Raw genomic sequence first — 19,647 nt, forward strand, 5'->3', positions numbered from 1 at the left:
GCTTCGCCTCGTCGAGGGGCGACGCCGCCGAATGATCGGACAGCGCCTCCTTCAGCGTCGCCAGCGCCGCGACCAGACCGTCAAGCGGGGCCGAAACGGCCTTCAGGGCGGCCGTGTTCGGCTCTATCCCCGCGGTCTTCAACGTCGCGACGTTCTGCGCCAGCTCGGTCTGGTAGCGGATCGCGGCCGGCAGGACGACCGTCGTCGCGATCTCCAGCGTCAGCTTGGCCTCGACCGCGATGGTCAGGGCGTACTGCTCCAGGCGCACCTCGTAGCGGCTGTGCAGCTCGCGTTCGTTGAAAACGCCGTATTTCTCGAAGACTTCGACCGCTTCCGGCTTGATCAGCTCCGGTATGGCATCCAGCGTGGTCTTGAGATTCGGCAAGCCCCGCTCGGCGGCCTCGATCTGCCAGTTCTCGGAATACCCGTCCCCGTTGAACACCACCGCACCGTGTTCGGTGATGACATCGGTGAGCAGCTTCTGCACTGCGACATCGAAGTCCTCACCGTCTTCGACAGCCTTCTCCAGGGTCGATGCCAGGTAGTCGAACGAGTCGGCCATGATCGTGTTGAGCACGATCATCGGCACGGCAACCGTCTGGCCGGAGCCGGGCGCGCGGAACTCGAACCTGTTGCCGGTGAAAGCGAAGGGGCTGGTGCGGTTGCGATCGCCCGGGTCGGTCGGCAGCGGAGGCAGGGTGTCGACACCGATGATCATGGTGCCCTTACCTTTTGACGACGTTGCCGCACCTTTGGTGATCTGCTCGAAGACATCGGCGAGCTGCTCACCGAGAAAGATCGAGATGATCGCCGGCGGTGCCTCGTTGGCGCCCAGGCGATGATCATTGGTGGCGGACGCGACCGAAACCCGCAGCAGGCCGGCGAACTTGTGCACGGCGCGGATCACCGCCGCGCAGAACACCAGGAACTGGGCGTTCTCGTGCGGGGTGTCGCCCGGGACCAGCAGCGAGCCCAGTTCGGCGTTGCCCACCGAGAAGTTGACGTGTTTACCCGATCCGTTCACGCCCGCGAACGGCTTCTCGTGGAACAGGCATTCCATGCCGTGCTTTCTGGCCAGCGTCTTGAAGACCGTCATCAGCAGTTGCTGGTGGTCGGAGGCGATGTTGGCCCGTTCGAACATCGGCGCCACCTCGAACTGGCCCGGGGCCACCTCGTTGTGCCGGGTCTTGGCCGGGATGCCCAGTTTGAACAGCTCCCGCTCGGTGTCCATCATGAAGCCGAGAACGCGTTCGGGCACAGCTCCGAAGTAGTGGTCGTCGAACTCCTGCCCTTTGGGCGGTTTGGCACCGAACACCGTGCGACCGGCGTTGACCAGGTCCGGTCGGGCCAAGAAGAAGTGCCGATCGACCAGGAAGTACTCCTGTTCCGGCCCGCAGAACGACACGACCTTGTCGGGGTCCTTGTGACCGAACAGCCTCAGGATGCGCTCGGCGTGGATGCCCATGGCTTGCTGGCTGCGCAACAGCGGCGTCTTGTAGTCCAGCGCCTCACCGGTCATGGACACGAAAACCGTTGGGATGCAGAGGGTGTTGCCGTTCGGATTCTCCAAGACGTAGGCCGGGCTGGTGACGTCCCAGCCGGTGTAGCCGCGCGCTTCGAAGGTGCTGCGCAGCCCGCCCGAGGGGAAGCTGGACGCATCGGGTTCCCCCTGGATGAGGGTTTTGCCGGCGAACTCGGCCAGCGTCTGCCCGTCCGAGATGGGTTCGAGGAAGCTGTCATGCTTTTCGGCGGTCAGGCCGGTCATCGGGTAGAAGACGTGGGCGTAGTGGGTGGCGCCCTTCTCCAGTGCCCAGTCCTTCATCGCCGCGGCGACGGAGTCGGCGATATCGGCGTCGAGCTTGGCGCCCTTCTCGATGGTCGCCGCGACGGACTTGTACACCGATTTGGGCAGCCGCGCTTGCATTTCCGCTTTGGTGAAGACATTCGAACCGAAGATCTCGCCCGGGGGTTCGCCGGGTACGAAGCTGATGGCCGGGGGGACATATGCCTCGACATTGTTGATCGCCTGCAGGCGGACGGCGTTTCCGCTCAATTGAATTCCTATCGCTGAGGGGGCCACGACTTGGACCGACTCACCTTAGGAACGTTCCATTCCAAACTTGTTACGCCGGCGTCAACGGTGGACCCTCAATGGTTGCGAACATGAGACGCTTGCGCGTCCGATTTGGGCGACCCGGGCCCGACTGGTTGGGTACCGCGTCCCGCGGCCGAACGCTATCGTGTTGCACGCACGCCCGCGATGGCAGCAGCCGAATGCGAGAAAGCCTTGACCGAGCCGCGTAACCGTTCACCGAACCTCGTCGTCGTGTCACCCGTGAAGAAGTGGACGTGCGCGTCGTGCCGGGGCACGGGTGACTTTCTGAGAATGGAAGACGGCGGTCCGCTATGCCTGGACTGCGCCGATCTCGGGCACCTCGTCTTCTTGCCGTCCGGGGATGCGGCTCTGACCAGGCGGGCGAAAAGAATCAGTGGCCTTTCGGCAGTTGTTGTGCGCTGGAGCCGTGCGCGCAACCGGTATGAACGGCAAGGGATTCTGGCGGAAGCGGACGCGATCGAACGCGCCGAGCAGGAATGCCTATCCGACGCCGAGGCCCGATCGCGGCGTCAAGAGCGGGATCAGGCAAGGCGCGCGTCCGCGGATGTCCAGTTCCAGGCGGAGTTCGCCACCGCCATCCGTGACCTGTTTCCGCACTGTCCGGCTCACAGGGCCGACGACATCGCACGACACGCGGCGATGCGCGGTAGCGGCCGAATCGGACGCAGCGCGGCCGGGAGGGCGCTTGACCCCGAGGCCGTTCACCTCGCGGTTGCGGCATCAGTCCGGCATCTCGACACAAACTACGACGAACTGCTGATGTCGGGTGTCAACCGGGCGGCGGCCCGAGATCGGGTCCGCTGGTGCGTCGAGGACGTGTTGAACGCTTGGCGAGAAGGAACCCCAACGGTCCATTAGCGATCCGCGAGAGCCACGCCGATGTCGGTGTGTGCGCGAAGTCGTCGCCCTTGGCGTCCCTTGCCGTACATGCGGTAGGCGACTCCGGCGGCGTCGGCCCGGGGGCCATCCACGCGGACAAGGTCGACTGCGGCTCGATGGAGCCACAGGTCCAATTCGCGACTGTCCCGCTTGGCCGATGATGACGGTCGTACCCCGGCGCGGGTTGGGCGGCCGGGATTTGTCGTAGGTGGCTGTGATGATGGGGTTATGTCTTCGACCGCATCGTCTGCCGTGGTGGTGAGCCCTAAAGAGCGCCTGGCGGTGTTGTTTGAGGAGTTGGCGGAGTTGGCCGGGCAGCGCAACGCCATCGATGGGCGCCTCGTGGACATCGTCGCTGAGATCGAGCACGACGAGCTGTGCGGGATGACCGGCGCACGCTCGGTGGCGGCGCTGGTGGCCTGGAAGCTGGGCGCGTCCTCGGCCAACGCCCACACCATCGCCACCATCGCGCGCCGGCGGGCGGAGTTCCCGCGCTGCGCGGCGGGCATGCGGGAGGGTCGGCTGTCGCTGGATCAAGTCGGCGTCATCGCCGCACGCGCCGGGGAGGGCTCCGATAAGCACTACGCACAGCTGGCGCAGGTCGCCACGGTCAACCAGCTGCGCACCGCGGTCAAACTCGAACCGCGACCCCACCCCGAGGCCGGGCCGCCACCGCAGCCTTCGATCACCACGACCCGCAGCGAGCAGGGCAGCTGCTACCGGATCACACTCGATCACCTGGGTGCGGCGAAGTTCGACGCCGCCTTGGCGTCTCATCGGGAGGCGCTGATCACCGAATGGAAACACGACCACGCCGATGGCCAGAGCGGGTCAGATCAGCGGCCCCCGCTGCCGGGCACCCTGGAGGCGTTTTGGCGCCTGGTCGAGACCGGCTGGGACACCGAGGCCACCCGGCGCCCCCACGGCCAGCACACCACCGTGGTGGTCCACCTCGACGTCGAGCGGCGCGCCGCGGCGCTGCACCGGGGTCCGCTGCTGTCCGAGGCCGAATGCCAATACCTGAGCTGTGATGCCACCTGCGAAGTCTGGTTCCAACGCGCCGGACAGCTCATCGGCGCCGGCCGCACAACCCGCGGAATCAACCGGCGGCTGCGCCGCGCGCTTGAGCACCGCCAGCCCAGCTGCGCAGTCCCTGGCTGCGGGGCCACCCGCGGCCTGCACGCCCACCACATCTGGCACTGGGAAGACGGCGGTGCCACCGAATTAGCCAACCTGGTCCTGGTCTGCCCCTATCACCACCGGGCACACCACCGCGGCCTGATCACCATCACCGGAACCGCCACCGCTCTGACCGTCACCGACAGCGCCGGGCGAGTCCTCAGCCCAGCATCGCTGGCGCGTCCACCCACCCAACCCTCACCCGCGGTGCCGCCGTGCCCCGGGCCCACCGGCGAACGCGCCGACTGGTGGTGGTACGAACCCTTCCAACCCCAACCACCACCACCCACCACCAACTAAGTTGGTCAGCAGCTATCGAAGCAACGGGTCGGGGCATACAGCGGATTTCGTTTGCGCCATCCGCTGCCACCGAATCGTGATAATCACGCCCGCACCACCACTGACCCGACACCGCGCCCCCATCACGGTTCCCGCTGACGTGCGCACAAATTCGAGCCAAGACATCCCTGGAAGTTGATTGTCAAGCAGCGGCGGTGTGTCGATGGGCCCATGCCGTGTTTCGGTCGTATCGGGTTCGCGCGTTGAGGCAGCCGTGGAGGACACCGACGAGCCGGTTGGCGACCTGGCAGAGAGCGGCGTTGTGCTTGGTGCCGCGGGCGCGGAGCTGGTCATAGTAGCCGCGGACTTCGGGGTCGTGCAGAATCGCGCAGGAGGCCTGGCTCACCCAGTGGCGGCTGCCAGCAGCCAAGTCTGCCGAACGCTGCCTTGGCTGCTGGCACTTCCCCATCAGTCGGGAAAGGATGCCGGAAGGCTGTCAGCTTCTGGAAGCTTATGCGAGCGCGAGCGGCCTTCAATGAGGTTGGCGCTCAGTCTGGTTCGTGCCGGAGAGCCGCCAGGCCCGACCCCATCCCATTGCAACATTGCTGACGAACTCGCCCACTTCCGGCTAGAGCGGCCCACCTCCGGAAACGGCGCACGGCGCTGCTACGTGCACTGCGTTTTGACCGCGACGGAGTCACCGCTCAGATTCGCTACCAGACGATGGCGGCCATGTCGCGGTTGTCCGAACACACGCTGCGCACCGCGGCCTCGACGTCGGCGGCGGTGATGATCTGCAAATCATCGATGGTCACCGGTCGGCCCGAGCGCTTTTGGGCGACCACTCGGGTATCGCGGAACCCCTCGGCGCGTTCGATGACGTTGCGGGCGAACCGGCCGTTCTGCATGGCGTCGATGCCGTGCTGACCACCGGGCGTGGTGTAGTTGCGGATGGTGGTGGCCGCATCCAGAAACGCGTCCCGGGCGCCGTCGTCGAGCAGGCTGGCCCGCGGTGCGGCGTACCGGTGTCCGATCTCGACGATCTCGGCCGGCGAGTACGACTCGAAACGCAACTTTCGGTTGAACCGGCCAGCCAAACCCGGATTAACTGTGAGGAATTCGTCCACCTGATCCTCGTAGCCGGCCCCGATGAAGCAGAAGTCGAACCGGTGGGCTTCCAACGCGACCAAGAGCTGGTTGACGGCCTCCATGCCGATCATGTCCGGCGTGCCGTCCTGGTGGCGTTCGATCAGTGAGTAGAACTCGTCCATGAAAATGATTCGGCCAAGGGACTTTTCGATCAGATCGTTCGTCTTCGGCCCGGATTCCCCGATGTAATGGCCGCAGAAATCCGACCGGCGGACCTCCCGGATCTCCGGGTGCCGCACGATGCCCATGCCCGCATAAATCTTGCCCAGCGCCTCGGCGGTGGTGGTCTTGCCCGTGCCGGGCGGTCCCACCAGCAGCATGTGGTTGGTCTGCCCCTCCACCGGCAGCCCGTGCTCGAGGCGCATCATGCGGACCTCGAGCTGGTCTTCCAGCGCCGACACCGCCTGCTTGACCGCAGCTAGGCCCACCTGTTTGGCCAGCAGCCGTCGGCCCTCGGCCAGCAGCTCGGCGCGCCGGTCGGCCGCGTCGTCGTCCTCCAGCTGCTCGCGGCTCTTTGCGGTCGAGACGTCCCACTTGTCGGTGCGGCTGGCGATGGTCTGTTCGTCGGTCACGACCAACTGCAGGTTCGGGTCCGCCAGCGCGACCTTGGCGGCGTCGGTCAGCACCCCGTTGATGGTGGCCTTTGACAGCCAGATCTGGGCTCGGTCCTCCTCGTGCAGTTGGCGGTGCACCATCCCCCGCACATACGCCAAGTCGGCGACGAGTAGCGGAATGTCAGCCGGGCCGATCGAGGCCGTCAACACCTCGGCGCCGAACCGGCTCGACGACGTGTTCTGGCCGATCACGTCGACGCGGTCCAGCCAGTCCAGCGCCACCCGGCCCTGCCCGAGATGCGCGGCGGCGTGGGCGGCCAGGCCGCAGATCGATGCGGTCACCGCGGACATGATGATGGCCTGCGGCGGCAGCTCCTCCGCGGCCGTTAGTAACAGGTCGGGCCAGCGCTGCGTGGCGTACATCAGAAACGCCCGGGCCAATTGGTGCCACTGGTAGTTGCCCCACGAATCGAGCAGCTCGTGGTTGGCCAAAAGCCGGTCGGCGTCGGCGTATTCACCGGCGATCGTCAGCGCCGACGACAGCGCCAGCCCCACCTGGGACGCGTCGGTAACGGTGATGCCGATGTAGGGGCCCAGCTGCATCTCGGCGGCCAGCGTCCGGCCGATCCGTGTGGTTTCGCGGTGCAGCCACTCGCGGTGATGGTTGAGCCGCTTCAGCGCGTTCAGGTCGTTGTCGCCGCAGGCGATGCGGCCCAGCCAGGCGTCGGCCATAGACGGATCGGCCTCGGTGGCGGCAATGAACTCCGGCAACGCCGCGACGCGCCCCTGCCGGTCCATGATTGCCATGGCGCGGTCGAAATGCCTACGCGCCGTGAGCAAATCCCCCATCGACTGCACCATCCTCGACGCTAAGTGGCGAATGACATCGCGACAGACTCAAGGTTGACATAGCGGTTCTCCGCACGGAACAGGTCCATGTCGACTAGCCAACTTTCCCCTGCAGCGGTGACTTTCACGGTTGCGCCGCCGACCTGCTCGATGGCCACCTCGAAAGCGTGGCCGTGTCCGTCGGGAAGCGGCGTGCCTGCCGGCGCGATCGTGATCACGGTGGCGGGCCGCGGCGCCGGCGAGATCGCGATGTCGCCACCTTTTGGCTGGGGGGCATGTTCGACCACGCTCACAGTGGTGCGGGGCGCCGGCCGTGAGGAACTGACGACGCTGACCAACGGCATCCGCACGCTGGCCCAGCGCTTCAGGTCACGGGTGTGCACGCTGACCCGCTCGCCGGCACCGGCGGTGCGAATCACGATCCGTTTGGCGATCGCGTCATTGGCGGCCACGAACACCCGGGACAGCTCGCCGGCATCGGTAATCGGGATCATCAGCCGGTCGCCATTGCCAAGCTTGCCCACCAACACCCCCGACGGCCCGATCTCGACGATCAGGTTGTCCGGCAACGGACTTCGACGCAACCCGCGTAGGAAGGGACGCGGACCGCACATGTTGGCCGCCGCCGCGGCGGCCTGCTCGCCGTTGAGGCGGCGCAGGACGACGCTCGGCGGGCTGGGCGCCTGCGTGGGTGTGCGAACGGTGACCGTTGCGGTGCAGGTCCCGTCCGGGTGGACCGTGACGTTCTGGATCACCTCGTCGACGCGCAGCGTCCAGGCCTGAGCGAGCACGCGGGAGTTGATCGCCTCCGTCGGGTAGGCATACGTCGTCATCCATCCGGCCTCCCCGCGGATTGCCTTCCACTTTTGCACCCTGCCCGACACCGCGTCCCAGCCGAGCCGGCGATCGAGCTCGATCAGCTCGGTGGTGGTGGCCACCTTGGCGCGCAATCCCTGGCAGCGCAGCTGCCCGGCGACCCGCTGGGCGGCCGAAATCGCCGTCGCGCCAAGGGTTGTGCGCCACCGCAGCGCCGAGGTGTTCTCGATCACCGCCAGCCGCAGGATCAACCAGGTTTCGCGGCGGCCCGCATAAGGCGGGGTGCCGATCTCGGCGTCATACACCCGCGGATAGTCGCCCACACCGCCGAACCGCGACCCGAACGACACGACGCTGATCGAGTCGAGCTCCAGCCCCAGCGGGTGCTGCAGCATCGGCACCAATTGGACGATGTCGACGACGTTCTCGGTCTCGACGCTCACCGAGCCGGTCACCGTGGTAGCCCGGTGCGCCCTGCCGAGCAGCTGCACCGCCACCACCGCGACGCCGTCTTGGACGCGCACCCCGCCGCCGGATCGGTTGCTGGCCACCGTGATCGGGTCCACCCAGCTGATCGGCCGCCGGCCCCGCAGCGCCAGGACCGCCCACGACCATGCCGGCTGCCCCCGCCACTGCACGAACACCAGCGCGATGCCCACCACGACGGCCGTCGCGGCGCCGACGTACCCGCCGACCGCCCAGCTCGCCAGCGCGAGCAGGAACACCAGCAAGGTCCCGACGACTCGCCGATTGCTGCCCGGGCCAAACCCGGTCAGCCGCGACCTCATCGCGCCCTCCGCAGCCGCATCCCGGTCGCCACCACCAGTACACCGGCGAGCACGGCACCCAGGAACCCGAGGGCGACGTTGCGCGCCCGGTGATCCGGCGGCGCCGGCGGCGCGGGCGGGGAGATCACCCGGCTTTGCGCACCCGGCGGCATCCGGTCGCCGGGCGGGATGTTGAATGTCAGCGCGGCGACCGGATCAACCAGGCCATAACCCACCCTGTTGTCGACGCCGGCCGCGGGGTTGTGCGCCGACTGCACGATCCGGTTGATCACCTGATGTGCGGTCAGCTGAGGGTATTTCGCGCGCACCAGCGCCGCGACTCCGCTGACATAGGCGGCCGAAAAGCTGGTGCCCCAGAAGGGCATGTTCTTCTCACCTGGCCGCGAGGGCGGGTAGGCGTTGACCGGCCCACCGCCCTGCGGCGACAGGCCCATGATGTGGGTCGCGGGCCCCGCCACGCCGACCCAGGGCCCCGACATGCTCTTGTCGATCGGCGCGCCCCCGGCGTCCACGCCGCCCACGGACAACACGTAGTCGGAAAACCAGGACGGCGAGGAGATGACCTTGACGTGGTGCCAGTCGCGGGGATCCGACGGGTCCAGCGGGTCATAGATCGGGTTGTTGTCGCAGCCGCCTTCCCCGTCGTTGCCGGCGGCGGCGACGACCACGGCGTCCTTCGCGGTCACCGCGTACCACAGAGCCGCGCCGAGCGCCCGCTGATCGGTGGAGGACGCGGCCGGCAGGCAGGAGGTCACCGAGATGTTGATCACCTTCGCGCCCATGTTCGCCGCGTGGACGACCGCCCGCGCCAAGGTGTTCAGCGTGCCGGCTTTGACCTTCTCGTCCGAGTTCGGGTCGGCCGGGGCCGGGTTGACCGGCTCGAAGGCCCGCGAGGACTGCCGGATCGAAATGATGGTCGCGTGCGGGGCCACGCCCACCACCCCGTCGGGCGCTCTCGGCGGGGGCGGCGGCACCGCGGGTTCGTCTTCGGTCTGTGGGTCCGGCGGCCCGTTCGAGGGGGCCATCGCGCCGGCCTCCGGGGGCGGGGGCGGTGGTGGCGGCGGAGGCGGGGGAACAAGGGTGATCGTCACCGGGGGTGGCGGCGGCGGGGGCGGTGCCGGCGGCGGGACTTCCACCGGTGGCGGGGGCGCCCCGGCGGCCGGCGGGGGCGCCGCCGGCGGCGGGAATGCGGGCGCGGGCGGGATGGGCCGCGGCATCGGGATAAGTCCTTGCGGCGCAGCGCCAATGATCGCGCCGACGACCGTTCCGTGCGCGTCGCAATCCGACAGGCCGTCCTCGCCCATGATGTAGTCGCCACCGGGCACGACGGGCAATCGCGGATTGGGAGAGATCCCGGTGTCGATGACGGCCACGGCCACGCCGTTGCCGGTGCTGTATTGCCACGCATTGCTGATGTTGAGCAGGTCGAAGCCGGGCGCCATCTGTGACACGTCCGGGGTTTTCACGGTGATCGGCACCGAGCAGCTGTTGGCGCGGCGCATCGGCTGGTCCGGCCGCGGCGGCGTGTCCGGCGGCACCGCCGCCGGATCGACCTTCGGTGGTGAAATGGCTTGGGCGGCAGGAATATTGCTGTTAGCCGCGATCAGGCTCAGGGTTGCGACGACCGTGGCGACCCGGGTGCATACTGGTTTCAGTGGCGAAGCCACGTGAACAGCCCTCCCAGCGCCGCGGCGGCCGGCAGCAACACGATCATGGCCAACACCTCGAGCCATTCCACGGTCAGCCGGATCAATGGCCGGAACCGCGTCGCAGGCACCAGAAGCGCTGCGGCCAAACCCAATGCGGCGAAGGCGACCACCAGCGCAACCGGCCAGACCAGGCCGGTCTCGAGATTTCTCGGCCCGGCCAACGCGTACTTGACTACACCGGCACATACCGCCGCGCACGCGCCGCATACCAGGGCGACCGCCTGGTACTTGGCAGCGAATCCGCGGCCCTGCGTGATGAAGATGCCCACCACGAGGCCGGCCACCACCAGCGCCAACCACGCCCAGTGACGAGCCGGCGCCAGGACGCCCCAGACCGCGACGGGCAGCACGACCGCCACCCCGACGCACAGGCCCACTTGAACCGCGTTGACCAACCGCGCCGAAGCGGCGATCGCGGCGCCGCGGGCGGTGATGTCGGTGAGTTCGTCGTCCTCGTCCTCGGTTTCGTTCGCGCTTACCGGCGATACCGTGTCCACCGGCATCCCCTCGCGGCGCGCGAACAGGTCGCGCCCCGTGATGGATCCGAAGTGCGGGGGCCGCACCCTCGCCACCCACAGCGCGATCGTCGGCGCCATGCGCACCAGCACGAGCACGCCGAACAGCACGCAGATCGACAGCACCTGCACCGACACCGGCCAAAACATCCGGGCGGCGGCCACCCCGGCCGTAATCCCGCACACCGTCACCACCGCGGTCACCGCCGCCGTCTGCCAGCGTTTCCGCGTCGTCGCGCTGATCGCGATGGCGCCCAGGATCACCACGACGAGGCCGATCAGCGCATGGGGGGCGCCCAGTTTCCCGGGCGGCGCGCAGCTTCCCGCAACCGCGACCAAAAGCACTGCTAGCCAAGCGAATCCGCTGAACATGTCGCGGCGCTGCGGCCATCCCGCGAACACCACGACCGCGGCGATCGCGAGGAGCGCCCCGACCCCGCCGGCCACAGCCGCCGGGATCAGGCTGTCGCTGAAGGTGCGTTCGCGCAGGGTCAGGCCCGCCACCGCACCGACCGCAATGGCCGCGATCGCGATCGCGGTGTGGGCGGCGGTCAGCGCCGTCACCGGAGCGAACATCCGGTCCCCGCCGTCGCGGCCGAGCCACTTGCCCATGGCCGCCAAGGCGGTCGACAGCGATTCAAACTGCGGTTCAAATGATTCCCCGTCGACCCGGGGCACCAGCACCAATGTGTCACCGTCTTGGACGCCGAGCTCGTCGAGGCTCTTGTTGATGTCCAGGCGCACCCCGTTGACCTTGTGCAGCTCGTAGCTGCCCGGCGGCAGCGCGATGCCGTCGAAACCCTTGCGCTTCAGGTCGTCGCTGAGCAGCTCGACCATGCCCTCGAAAAAGCCTTCCACAGGTGTTCCCGCGGGGAACACCTGTGAGCACAGGTGCTTGTCATAGGAAATGTTGACCGCGCACCGCGCCGGGAAGGCGACCTTGTGGGCCGACGTCACTGCTGCGCCCTCTCGGTGCCGGCCTCGGGCACGTATTTGTCGGCCAGCCCCGCGGTGATCTCAAACAGCCGCAGCCGCGACTTCTTCTTCAGCTCGTGGACCGTGTCGATGATCCCGCCTTTGGCGAGGTGTGGATCGAACGGCATCACTTCGACGGTCGCGCCGACCTTGGTGAACCGCTCGGTCAAGTAGGCCAGGGCGTCCTTGTCGACGGCGCGGTCGGTGTGGTTGGTGATCACGGTGCTGTGCGACACCAGCTCGTGATAGCCCTGCGCGCTGAGGAAGTCGATGGCACGCAGCACCGGCCGGGACCGGTCCGCGGTAATGCCGGAGACGAACACCAGGGTGTCGGTGTTGTCCAGGACGGTTTTCATGACAGGGTGTTCGAGGTCCGGGGCGGTGTCGACCACCATGACGTTGTGGGTCCGCCTCAGCCGCGCCAGCACCCCGGCGAACATCGCCGGCACCAGCGGCCTGGGCTGGTCGGACGTCCGGTTCCCGGCCAGCACGTCGAGCCCGACCACGTTTTGCCCCAGGTGTTCCCGGATGTCCGCGTAGCCTTGGACGTCTGTGTCGTTGATGATCGCGGTGTAGTCGCCGGGCGGCGACTCGTCGATCCGGTCAGCCAGGGTGCCGAAGCCCGGAACCGCGTCGATCGCGATCACGTTGGTCGGCCGGCATTCGCGGAAGACTCCACCGATGCATGCGGCCATCGTCGATACCCCGACCCCGCCCTTGCCGGACACCAACGTGATCACAAATTGCCGCCGGATGTGACGACGAATGCGTTCCTTTAATTCGCGATAATGGCGTTCGCCCGGTGATTCCCCGAGATTTATTTGGTGGAACGAAAGGTTGTAAATGAATTTCCGCCAGCCCGAGCCCGGTGGAATTTTTCGGGGCGCGGCTAAATCGGTGATACGCATGGTGTCCGATACCGAATCCCGGTGGCGCACCGCGGGCGGATCCCCCCGCCCCAGCCTCTCTTCGTCAAACATATTGGGGTCATTCCAAGGTGTCGTCACGACCGTCGATGCTAACACGATGCGCGATAGGCCGTTTCCGCCTTCACTAAACCGCGAAGCGCATTAGAGCCGGGTCCGGCTTTGTCATTCCCATGATTGGTGTAACGGATGCTTTTGCTTGCGTTGGTCAGACCACGCGCCGGTAGGAGTACCACTCTTCGCCCGCAGGCAGGTTTTTGATGAGCCGCTGCACCGCCGCACTGATGTCGCTGCGCGACCCCGGTGAGAGGACCTGGTAGCGCCGCCCGCCCGAACTAATGCCTTCCACGCACAGCCGGCCGGCAGCGGTGTCGACGATGGCCACCGCCGACTCCCCGATCGCGAGGCGAGCCGTTTTGTCCGGGCCGACACCGGCCTGCACCGCCACGATGGCCGCGGAGGCGGACCGCGCCGGGTCAGCGGCCATAGTGACGATGTGCAGCTGGTCGACATCCAAGCGCTGTCTGAGCAGAAACGCTTTCAGGCTGGCGGCGTCATGCGCCGACTCCAGCAGCTCGTTGGTGTCCACGGTGACCGGCCGGAGCGGCGCGGCTTCGGCCACCCCGCACAGCCGCTCGACTTGCCCCACCACGAGCTCGGTGGCCGTGGCCGCCTCGCTGGCGGTGCCGGCCGGATAGAGCCGCACCAGGTCGCCGTGGCGTTCCAAAACCACCCACCACGTCGCGAACCGGCAGATGGCCGCCCGCGTCGGGTCCCGGCCCGGCACGTTGATGTGCAGCAGCAAGCCCAGATCGCGCCGCAAGAGCACGGTCAGCCATTCCCGGATCATCGGGTCGGCGTTGCCGGTCGCGTCGAGCGCACCGCAGGCTGTCAGTTCTGCGACCACCGGGTGGCGCAGCGCCAACTCCGGGGTCTCCAGCCGAGGCAGCAATGGCCGGAGGCCCAGCTCGGGGCACAGCTGCTCCACCCCGGTTACCGCCTGCAATACCCACAGGCCGTCGATTGTCGTTGTCAGCACGCCACTTTCACCTCAGGCAGGTCGCCGGACACACCCAAGGTGGGGCACATGCATGGCATTGGCGCCCCACCTTGGTCTCAGCCCCTGGACGCGAAAGTTGCACTGGGGCACACGATTTTAGAAAAGGTGGCTGATGTTGTTGTCGGTCTGGATCGCCGCGTCGAGCACGTGACCGGTAGTCTGACCGTGCTGGCGCACAGTGTCGATGAGGCCCTGCAAGCCGGACAGCATTTGGTACTGCGCGTCGAAGAACCCCGTTGCACCGTGGCCCGCGAAGAACTCCTGGAGAGAGTTGGTCTTGTTCGCAACATCGGCGTGAATGGCGTCGAGCTGACCGGCGCGGGAACCGACATCGGTCGCGAAGTCGGCCACGGGGCCCGGGTTGTAAGCGATGGGGCCTGTCATGGTGATTCCTTTCTGAAGCGAAATGGGTTGGCAATTAAGCGAGGTTTTGCGCAGAGCCGCCGAACAGCGCGCGGAACGCGTGCTGCGAGTCGGCCTCATGGGCTTCCATCAGGGCCGCGGCCTGCTTGAGGCCCTCGGCCAGGCGGGTGCCGCCCGTCAAGACCTTGTTGAGGTCATTCGAAACTTCGGACGCCGTCATATGCGAGGCGACGACCGCGTCACCGGACCAGGTCGACGGGTTCATGACGTTTTCTTGGTTGGCCAGGTAGCCCTGGGCGATCGCAATCGCATGTTCCATGTGCGCTTGAATCGCATCGCTGGTGCTTCGCAGCACGTTTGCATCGACAACAATTGACACGGTTGATTTCTCCTTATCCGGTTAGGCGTGTTCCCTTTATTGTGTTGTTCCCGTTGATTTCTCGGGGGATGCGTCGAAGTGTATGGCGGCCGTTCCGATGTGTCGATTCACCCTCTGAGCAGCCCTTTCAGACTCTTTCATCGACCACGCGCACCGTGCCGGTCCGGTCGGACTTCTTGTGGGACCCGCCCGGGCCGCCGGCCGCTTGGCCCACCGGCATGCCGCCCACTCCGGTGCCGCCCGCCGTCGTTGTGGTTGTCGGGGACCGCACCGAGTCGGCGCCCAGCGCCCCACTGGGGCGTAGCCCCACCGGGCGGCCGCTGCCGCCGGGCTCGAACGCGCTGACCGGGCGAGTGAAGGTCGTCGCGGGCACACCGCTGCCACCGAGCGAGGCTCCGCCGCCGCCGACGCCGGCCGCCGCACTTGGCGCTGCGGATACCGCACTGACGGCCGAGGCCGGTGCCCCGGTGCCCGCACCCAGTGCGCCCGGGTTGGCGAACATCCCCATCATCGACTGCAGCGGCTGCATCGCGCTCATTGGTGCCTGCATCAGCTGCGAGGGAGCCTGCAGCGCCTGCGGGACCGCGCCCACCATCGACTGCAGCGGCTGCATGAAGGTGCCCAGCTGGCCGCCCATGTCCTGACCGCCCGATGCCGCCTGACCGGCACCCGTCGTACCCGTCTGAACTCCCTGGAATGCGGCGCGCATCCCGTCGCCGGCCGCGGCGTCGCCGGCCGCCTGGCCGACCGTCGCCGCCGCCTCCGCCGAGGCGGCCGGCGAGGCGCCCATGGTCGCCAACGGGGGCGGGATCGCCAGGCTTTCGGCCAGCCCGGCCAGGATGGCGCCGTAGCTGGCGCCGACTGCGGAGTTGTTGGGCCACATCACGCCGAAGTACTCCGTGTCGAGCGAGATGATTCGCGGGGTCAGCGTCCACAGCACGCTGGGGTTGGCGATGTTGTCGGCCGCCTCCTCGTCGCGGTTGGCGTTGCACTCGGGCGCCGGACGCATGGCGGCGTTGGCCGTCTCGTAGGCCGAGATCGCCGCCGCGACCACCGCGGGCTTGACGTCCACCCAGCCGGCCAACCCGTGCAGCGACGCGTTGAGTGCGGTGGCGCTCGCGGCCGAGCCCGCCGACCCCACCCCTAACCAGCTTGCGGAGGTTACGGCGGTGTTGATCATCGACGCGCCGGCCGAAGCATGGTGACTGGCGCCCAAGGCAGTCCAGGCAGCTTGATTGGCCAACATGGTGGCGACCCCGGTCCCGGTCTTGAGCAGAAGGTCGTTGGCTTCGGGTGGACGCGCCGCCCACCCTGGGTCGGGCATAAGGGCGGCTTACAACCCGAGCGTCAAGGCGCGGGCGGCCTCAGTGGCGGTGTAGACGCACGCCGCGATGCTCTGCGTTCCGGCGAACAATCCGCGCTGGACGGCGTGCTCCTGGACCACGCCCAAGTAGGAACCGCCGCACGCGTTCAGGGCCGTGGCGAAAAGAGCCGAGTCAGGGTCGTTGCCCATCGGCGTGGTACCCAGCAATGCCGGCGCGGCCGCCGCGGCCGTACCCTCGACTTCCGCGCTGACGGCGGATTCGGCTCCCGCTGAGCTCAAAACAGCTTCCGGCGGTACGACAAAGGACATGTTTCCCTCCGAGCGTTCTCGCAGCCGATCCCTGCGAATCTCGGCCAGTGTAGTGCCTGAGCGCAGATCGCGTATTCACAATTGTTATCCGCAGATCTCGCCGGTATCGAATTCGTCGACTGCGACGATTTCGGCTCAATTGCACTTGCGCCGAACTATTGCCACTGACGTCCCAGCCATCGCTGTTGCCACTCCTGCAACGGCGGTCACAACCGACGCGTTGACTCAGCAAAAATGCCCGTGTAGCGCTTTCGTTGCCTCATCTGTAAATGCCCGCGTGCGGCGTGTGGGCGCGGGCGGTGGGGTGGGGGCTGCGCGAACAATTCTGCGAATGTGTCATAGCGGTGGTAGCCGACGATGGTGCACACAGCGGTCCAGTTCTTCTGCTCGACGTGGCAGCCGTCGTTTTTGTTGCCCCGCCGCGAGCGGGTGAATGTGATGTGATTCGCGCGGCACCAGTCGAGCAGGTGAAAGTTGATGAACTCCGATATCGCCACGGGCCTTACCGATGACCTTTTGACCGTGACCACCGTTAAAGCAGGACCCAGGAAGAAAGCCCGGCTCAAGCGCCCACCACGACGCAGACACCGAACCAAACCCCGCGGGCATCTTCAAATGAGGCAACGAATCCGACGAACTGTCGCGGGCACATTGACATCAGGCAATGGGCCGTTTGCCCGGCTATGAGCGACAGCTCGCCGTCGTTGCCCGGTTGTCACTCACTGGTGGACAAACCTCATACCCGGTCCCCGGGCAGAGGCGCATGCGGCGGATGTGATCAGCCGCCGCTCGGCATCGACGCTTTCCGCGTCCATGACTGACTCAGTCGTGGTCCGGGTGGTCCAGGTAGCCCTCGGCGGCGGCGTGCTCGATGCTGTCGCTCAGCTTCGGGCAGGCGCGCGCACGCGCGGTATCCCCGCCGGACTCGCGTATTTCGGTGAAGTACGCGCAACGCTGCGTCGCCCGGGTGTTCCACTGCACCGCGGTGTGACCCGGGCCCAGCCTCCTGACGGTTACCGTGACGTGGCAGAACCGGCAATCCACCGGCAGCAGCCCCGACGTCAGATAGCGCTCGCGATCGGCGCGGCTCGCCTCGGCGACCGCCGCCGCGCGTTGCGGGTCGCTGGCGAAATCCCTTGACTTGGACCAGAAGTCACTGCCACCGTCTTCCCCGCGGGGACGCTCCTCGTGGTCGTGATGGTCGCCGTGCAGCAACAACATCGACCGGGCGAGCCGATCGACGTCGGGGACCGTCGGCTGATCGTCGCTCATGGTCGCTAGTGTTGCTCCGCCGGCACGTCTTCGTTCTCCCGCGCCTTCAGATTCTCCTCGACCTCGGCGTTCCAGTACTCGTTGGCCCGGGTGGTGTCGACCTCGATCTCGAAGCGCTCCACCATTTCCGGCATGATGTCGGCCACGTCGACGTAGAACTGCTGGTACCAGCGACGCAGCTGGTACACGGCGCCGTCCTCCTCGACCAGCAGCGGGTTGTCGATGCGGGTCTTGTGCTTCCAGATCTCGACGTCTTGCAGGAATCCCTTGCTGACGCCCTCGGTGAACACCCGCGACAGCTTGTCGGTCATCTCTTCGTCCATGCCCTTGGGCTTTTCGACGATGACACCCCACTGCAGCACGAAGGAGTTCTGGGTGACCGGGTAGTGGCAGTTGATCAGGATCGACTCGGCCTTGTAGCCGCCGTAGCTGTTGTGCAGCCAGTTGATCATGAACGACGGCCCGAAATAGGACGCCTCGGAATCCAAATGCGCTTCGCCGTAAGAGGTTCCGAGATCGTCCACGTCGGGCCGGCCGACATTGTGCAGGTATTGCGAGGCGATGTGGCCCTCGAAGACGTTCTTGAAGTACGTCGGCAGCCCGAAATGGATGTAGAAGAAGTGCGCCATGTCGGTGACGTTGTCGATGATGTCGCGGCAGTTGGAACCCTCGATGAGGATGCGGTTCCACCGCCAGTCGGTCCATTCGTCGCTGGCTGCCTCGGGAATCTGCGGGATCCTGACGGCCGGGTCCGGTGGATTGCCCTCGTGGTCGTGCCAGACGAACAGCAACCCCCCGCGGACGTCGGTGGTCCACGAGCGGGTGCGCGCCGTCTTGGGGGTTCGCTTCGCGTACGGGACCAGCTTGCAACGGCCGTCACCGCCCCAGCGCCAGTCGTGGAACGGGCAGGCGACCTCGTCGCCCTTGAGGGTGCCCTCGGACAGGTCGCCGCCCATGTGCCGGCAGTAGCCGTCGAGCACCTTGAGGTCATTGTGGGAATCGGCGAAAACCACCAGCTTGGTGCCGAAAGCCTGCACCGCGTGCGGCTTGCCGTCCTGGAAGTCCTTTGCGACGCCCAGGCAATGCCAACCGCGGGCGTACCTGGTCGGCAAGGCGCCGGGATCGATCTCCCGGATGCCGACCGCCTTGGTGTCGGTACTCACCTGTCACCTCCAAGTAGTTCCTAACTAGAACACGTTACAGTTTTGGGTCCCGGTGGGCAACGAAGGCTGCCCTGGCCACGACGTATTGACGCTGGGGTATATCTAGACGATGCCGCTGTTTGCTTTCGAGGGTCGATCGCCGCGGATCGATCCCACCGCGTTCGTGGCCCCGACCGCGACCCTGATCGGCGACGTCACCGTGGAGGCGGGCGCATCGGTCTGGTTCAACGCCGTGCTGCGCGGCGACTACGGGCCCATCGTGGTGCGCGAGGGCGCCAACGTCCAGGACGGATCGGTGTTGCACGCGCCGCCGGGCATCCCCGTCGACATCGGGCCAGGGGCGACGGTGGCGCACATGTGCGTCATCCACGGGGTGCACGTCGGTCCTGAGGCGCTGATCGCCAACCACGCAACGGTTTTGGACGGCGCGGTGATCGGCGCGCGCAGTCTGATCGCGGCCGGGTCCTTGGTGCTGGCCGGCACACAGATTCCGGCCGGGATGCTGGCGGTCGGGTCGCCGGCGCAGGTGAAAGGACCGGTCGCCGGAACCGGCGCCGAGATGTGGATCAACATCAACCCGCAGGCCTACCGCGAGCTGGCGCAGCGGCACATGGCGGGGCTGGAACCGATCTAGGGTTCGCCGACCTTTCGCGCGCTCGCGGCCGCGCGGTCCATCTCCCAGTACGCCCGCAACGCGACCAGCTTTCCCTCGTCATCGGCCCTATAGGTGAACACGCCTTCGGCGGTGACCTGGTAATCGCCCGTCGTGATGAGGATGTGCCCGACGTTGGCTTCCTCGTTGCCGCACTGATAGGTGTCGCGGAAGACGAATTCGATACGGTCGGTCGGGGCGATGGCGAGGTCCCAGAACGCCGAGATCGCGTCGCGCCCGCGGTGGCCCTTGCCTTCGGGGTCGAAAGCCGATGGCCCGATGGGGTCTTCGACGATGGCGTCGTCGGCGAACACCGCCAGCCAGGCTTCCTTGTCGCGAGCCTCGACCGCCGCGCGGGAACGCGCGCCGGCCTCGTGCGCATGGTGCATGC

At 67.0% G+C, this 19,647-nt stretch carries 16 protein-coding genes and 3 pseudogenes; 3 read left to right on the forward strand and 16 right to left on the reverse strand.

The annotated features are described in order from the left end of the window. The coding region (locus tag VMD50_RS03530; protein WP_325424908.1) for a glutamine synthetase III family protein at positions 1 to 2,053 on the reverse strand (2,053 nt) is incomplete at its 3' end. A gap of 252 nt (positions 2,054 to 2,305) precedes the next feature. Here VMD50_RS03530 and VMD50_RS03535 point away from each other — a divergent pair. Continuing rightward, positions 2,306 to 2,974: pseudogene (locus tag VMD50_RS03535) on the forward strand (DUF2293 domain-containing protein); the annotation flags it as partial. A 53-nt stretch (positions 2,975 to 3,027) separates the two neighbouring features. Here VMD50_RS03535 and VMD50_RS03540 read toward each other — a convergent pair. After that, a pseudogene (locus VMD50_RS03540) lies at positions 3,028 to 3,135 on the reverse strand (PIN domain nuclease); the annotation flags it as partial. An 88-nt stretch (positions 3,136 to 3,223) separates the two neighbouring features. Here VMD50_RS03540 and VMD50_RS03545 point away from each other — a divergent pair. Next, positions 3,224 to 4,474 carry an HNH endonuclease signature motif containing protein gene (locus VMD50_RS03545; RefSeq protein WP_325424910.1) on the forward strand — a complete coding sequence of 417 codons (1,251 nt, stop codon included), beginning with the start codon at positions 3,224 to 3,226 and terminating at the stop codon, positions 4,472 to 4,474. 692 nt (positions 4,475 to 5,166) lie between these two features. Here the strand turns inward: VMD50_RS03545 and eccA are convergent. The 13 genes and pseudogenes from eccA to VMD50_RS03610 form a co-directional block, all read right to left on the reverse strand. Then, positions 5,167 to 7,017 (reverse strand): type VII secretion AAA-ATPase EccA, encoded by a 1,851-nt coding sequence (gene eccA / locus VMD50_RS03550; protein ID WP_325424912.1) that lies wholly within the window; start codon positions 7,015 to 7,017, stop codon positions 5,167 to 5,169. An 8-nt stretch (positions 7,018 to 7,025) separates the two neighbouring features. Beyond that, positions 7,026 to 8,609 carry a type VII secretion protein EccE gene (gene eccE / locus VMD50_RS03555; protein WP_325424914.1) on the reverse strand — a complete coding sequence of 528 codons (1,584 nt, stop codon included), beginning with the start codon at positions 8,607 to 8,609 and terminating at the stop codon, positions 7,026 to 7,028. Continuing rightward, positions 8,606 to 10,276: a type VII secretion-associated serine protease mycosin gene (gene mycP / locus VMD50_RS03560; RefSeq protein ID WP_325424916.1), complete on the reverse strand. Its 1,671-nt coding sequence runs from the start codon at positions 10,274 to 10,276 to the stop codon at positions 8,606 to 8,608. The genes eccE and mycP overlap by 4 nt, the downstream gene beginning before the upstream one ends. Continuing rightward, positions 10,261 to 11,790 (reverse strand): type VII secretion integral membrane protein EccD, encoded by a 1,530-nt coding sequence (gene eccD, locus VMD50_RS03565; RefSeq protein WP_325424919.1) that lies wholly within the window; start codon positions 11,788 to 11,790, stop codon positions 10,261 to 10,263. Before eccD ends, mycP begins: the two co-directional genes overlap by 16 nt. Next, positions 11,787 to 12,815 carry a MinD/ParA family ATP-binding protein gene (locus VMD50_RS03570; protein WP_325424920.1) on the reverse strand — a complete coding sequence of 343 codons (1,029 nt, stop codon included), beginning with the start codon at positions 12,813 to 12,815 and terminating at the stop codon, positions 11,787 to 11,789. The genes eccD and VMD50_RS03570 overlap by 4 nt, the downstream gene beginning before the upstream one ends. A gap of 127 nt (positions 12,816 to 12,942) precedes the next feature. Continuing rightward, complete coding sequence (locus VMD50_RS03575) at positions 12,943 to 13,773, reverse strand: ESX secretion-associated protein EspG (protein ID WP_325424922.1); 831 nt, start codon at positions 13,771 to 13,773, stop codon at positions 12,943 to 12,945. A 117-nt stretch (positions 13,774 to 13,890) separates the two neighbouring features. Next, positions 13,891 to 14,178, reverse strand: a complete 288-nt coding sequence (locus tag VMD50_RS03580) for a WXG100 family type VII secretion target (RefSeq protein WP_325424924.1) — start codon at positions 14,176 to 14,178, stop codon at positions 13,891 to 13,893. Between the two features lie 34 nt (positions 14,179 to 14,212). Continuing rightward, entirely contained in the window at positions 14,213 to 14,536 is a 324-nt protein-coding gene (locus tag VMD50_RS03585) for a WXG100 family type VII secretion target (protein ID WP_067879691.1), read from the reverse strand. Between the two features lie 127 nt (positions 14,537 to 14,663). After that, positions 14,664 to 15,860: a PPE family protein gene (locus VMD50_RS03590; protein ID WP_325424930.1), complete on the reverse strand. Its 1,197-nt coding sequence runs from the start codon at positions 15,858 to 15,860 to the stop codon at positions 14,664 to 14,666. 9 nt (positions 15,861 to 15,869) lie between these two features. After that, complete coding sequence (locus VMD50_RS03595; RefSeq protein ID WP_325424932.1) at positions 15,870 to 16,169, reverse strand: PE domain-containing protein; 300 nt, start codon at positions 16,167 to 16,169, stop codon at positions 15,870 to 15,872. A 323-nt stretch (positions 16,170 to 16,492) separates the two neighbouring features. Further along, positions 16,493 to 16,657 (reverse strand): annotated as a pseudogene (locus tag VMD50_RS03600) (integrase catalytic domain-containing protein); the annotation flags it as partial. A 334-nt stretch (positions 16,658 to 16,991) separates the two neighbouring features. Then, positions 16,992 to 17,441, reverse strand: a complete 450-nt coding sequence (locus VMD50_RS03605) for a hypothetical protein (RefSeq protein ID WP_325424934.1) — start codon at positions 17,439 to 17,441, stop codon at positions 16,992 to 16,994. 5 nt (positions 17,442 to 17,446) lie between these two features. After that, positions 17,447 to 18,604, reverse strand: a complete 1,158-nt coding sequence (locus VMD50_RS03610; protein WP_325424936.1) for a 3-ketosteroid-9-alpha-monooxygenase, oxygenase component — start codon at positions 18,602 to 18,604, stop codon at positions 17,447 to 17,449. Positions 18,605 to 18,713: 109 nt separating this feature from the next. On the opposite strand from VMD50_RS03610, the gene VMD50_RS03615 reads away from it, so the two are divergent. Beyond that, a complete protein-coding gene (locus VMD50_RS03615; protein ID WP_325424938.1) occupies positions 18,714 to 19,238 on the forward strand; it encodes a gamma carbonic anhydrase family protein in 525 nt (174 codons plus the stop codon). Here the strand turns inward: VMD50_RS03615 and VMD50_RS03620 are convergent. Beyond that, on the reverse strand, positions 19,235 to 19,645 hold the full coding sequence (locus tag VMD50_RS03620; RefSeq protein ID WP_325424940.1) for a nuclear transport factor 2 family protein: 411 nt from the start codon (positions 19,643 to 19,645) through the stop codon (positions 19,235 to 19,237). The two genes, VMD50_RS03615 and VMD50_RS03620, sit on opposite strands and share 4 nt — an antisense overlap. Positions 19,646 to 19,647: the final 2 nt, after the last annotated feature.

This window comes from Mycobacterium sp. (assembly GCF_035506235.1).
Taxonomy (GTDB): Bacteria; Actinomycetota; Actinomycetes; order Mycobacteriales; family Mycobacteriaceae; genus Mycobacterium.

Coding starts and splice junctions, on each gene's coding strand:
- VMD50_RS03545 (WP_325424910.1), top strand. CDS start 3,224: ATGTCTTCGACCGCATCGTCTGCCGTGGTGGTGAGCCCTAAAGAGCGC.
- eccA (WP_325424912.1), bottom strand. CDS start 7,017: ATGGTGCAGTCGATGGGGGATTTGCTCACGGCGCGTAGGCATTTCGAC.
- eccE (WP_325424914.1), bottom strand. CDS start 8,609: ATGAGGTCGCGGCTGACCGGGTTTGGCCCGGGCAGCAATCGGCGAGTC.
- VMD50_RS03580 (WP_325424924.1), bottom strand. CDS start 14,178: ATGACAGGCCCCATCGCTTACAACCCGGGCCCCGTGGCCGACTTCGCG.
- VMD50_RS03590 (WP_325424930.1), bottom strand. CDS start 15,860: ATGCCCGACCCAGGGTGGGCGGCGCGTCCACCCGAAGCCAACGACCTT.
- VMD50_RS03595 (WP_325424932.1), bottom strand. CDS start 16,169: ATGTCCTTTGTCGTACCGCCGGAAGCTGTTTTGAGCTCAGCGGGAGCC.
- VMD50_RS03605 (WP_325424934.1), bottom strand. CDS start 17,441: ATGAGCGACGATCAGCCGACGGTCCCCGACGTCGATCGGCTCGCCCGG.
- VMD50_RS03615 (WP_325424938.1), top strand. CDS start 18,714: ATGCCGCTGTTTGCTTTCGAGGGTCGATCGCCGCGGATCGATCCCACC.
- VMD50_RS03620 (WP_325424940.1), bottom strand. CDS start 19,645: ATGCACCATGCGCACGAGGCCGGCGCGCGTTCCCGCGCGGCGGTCGAG.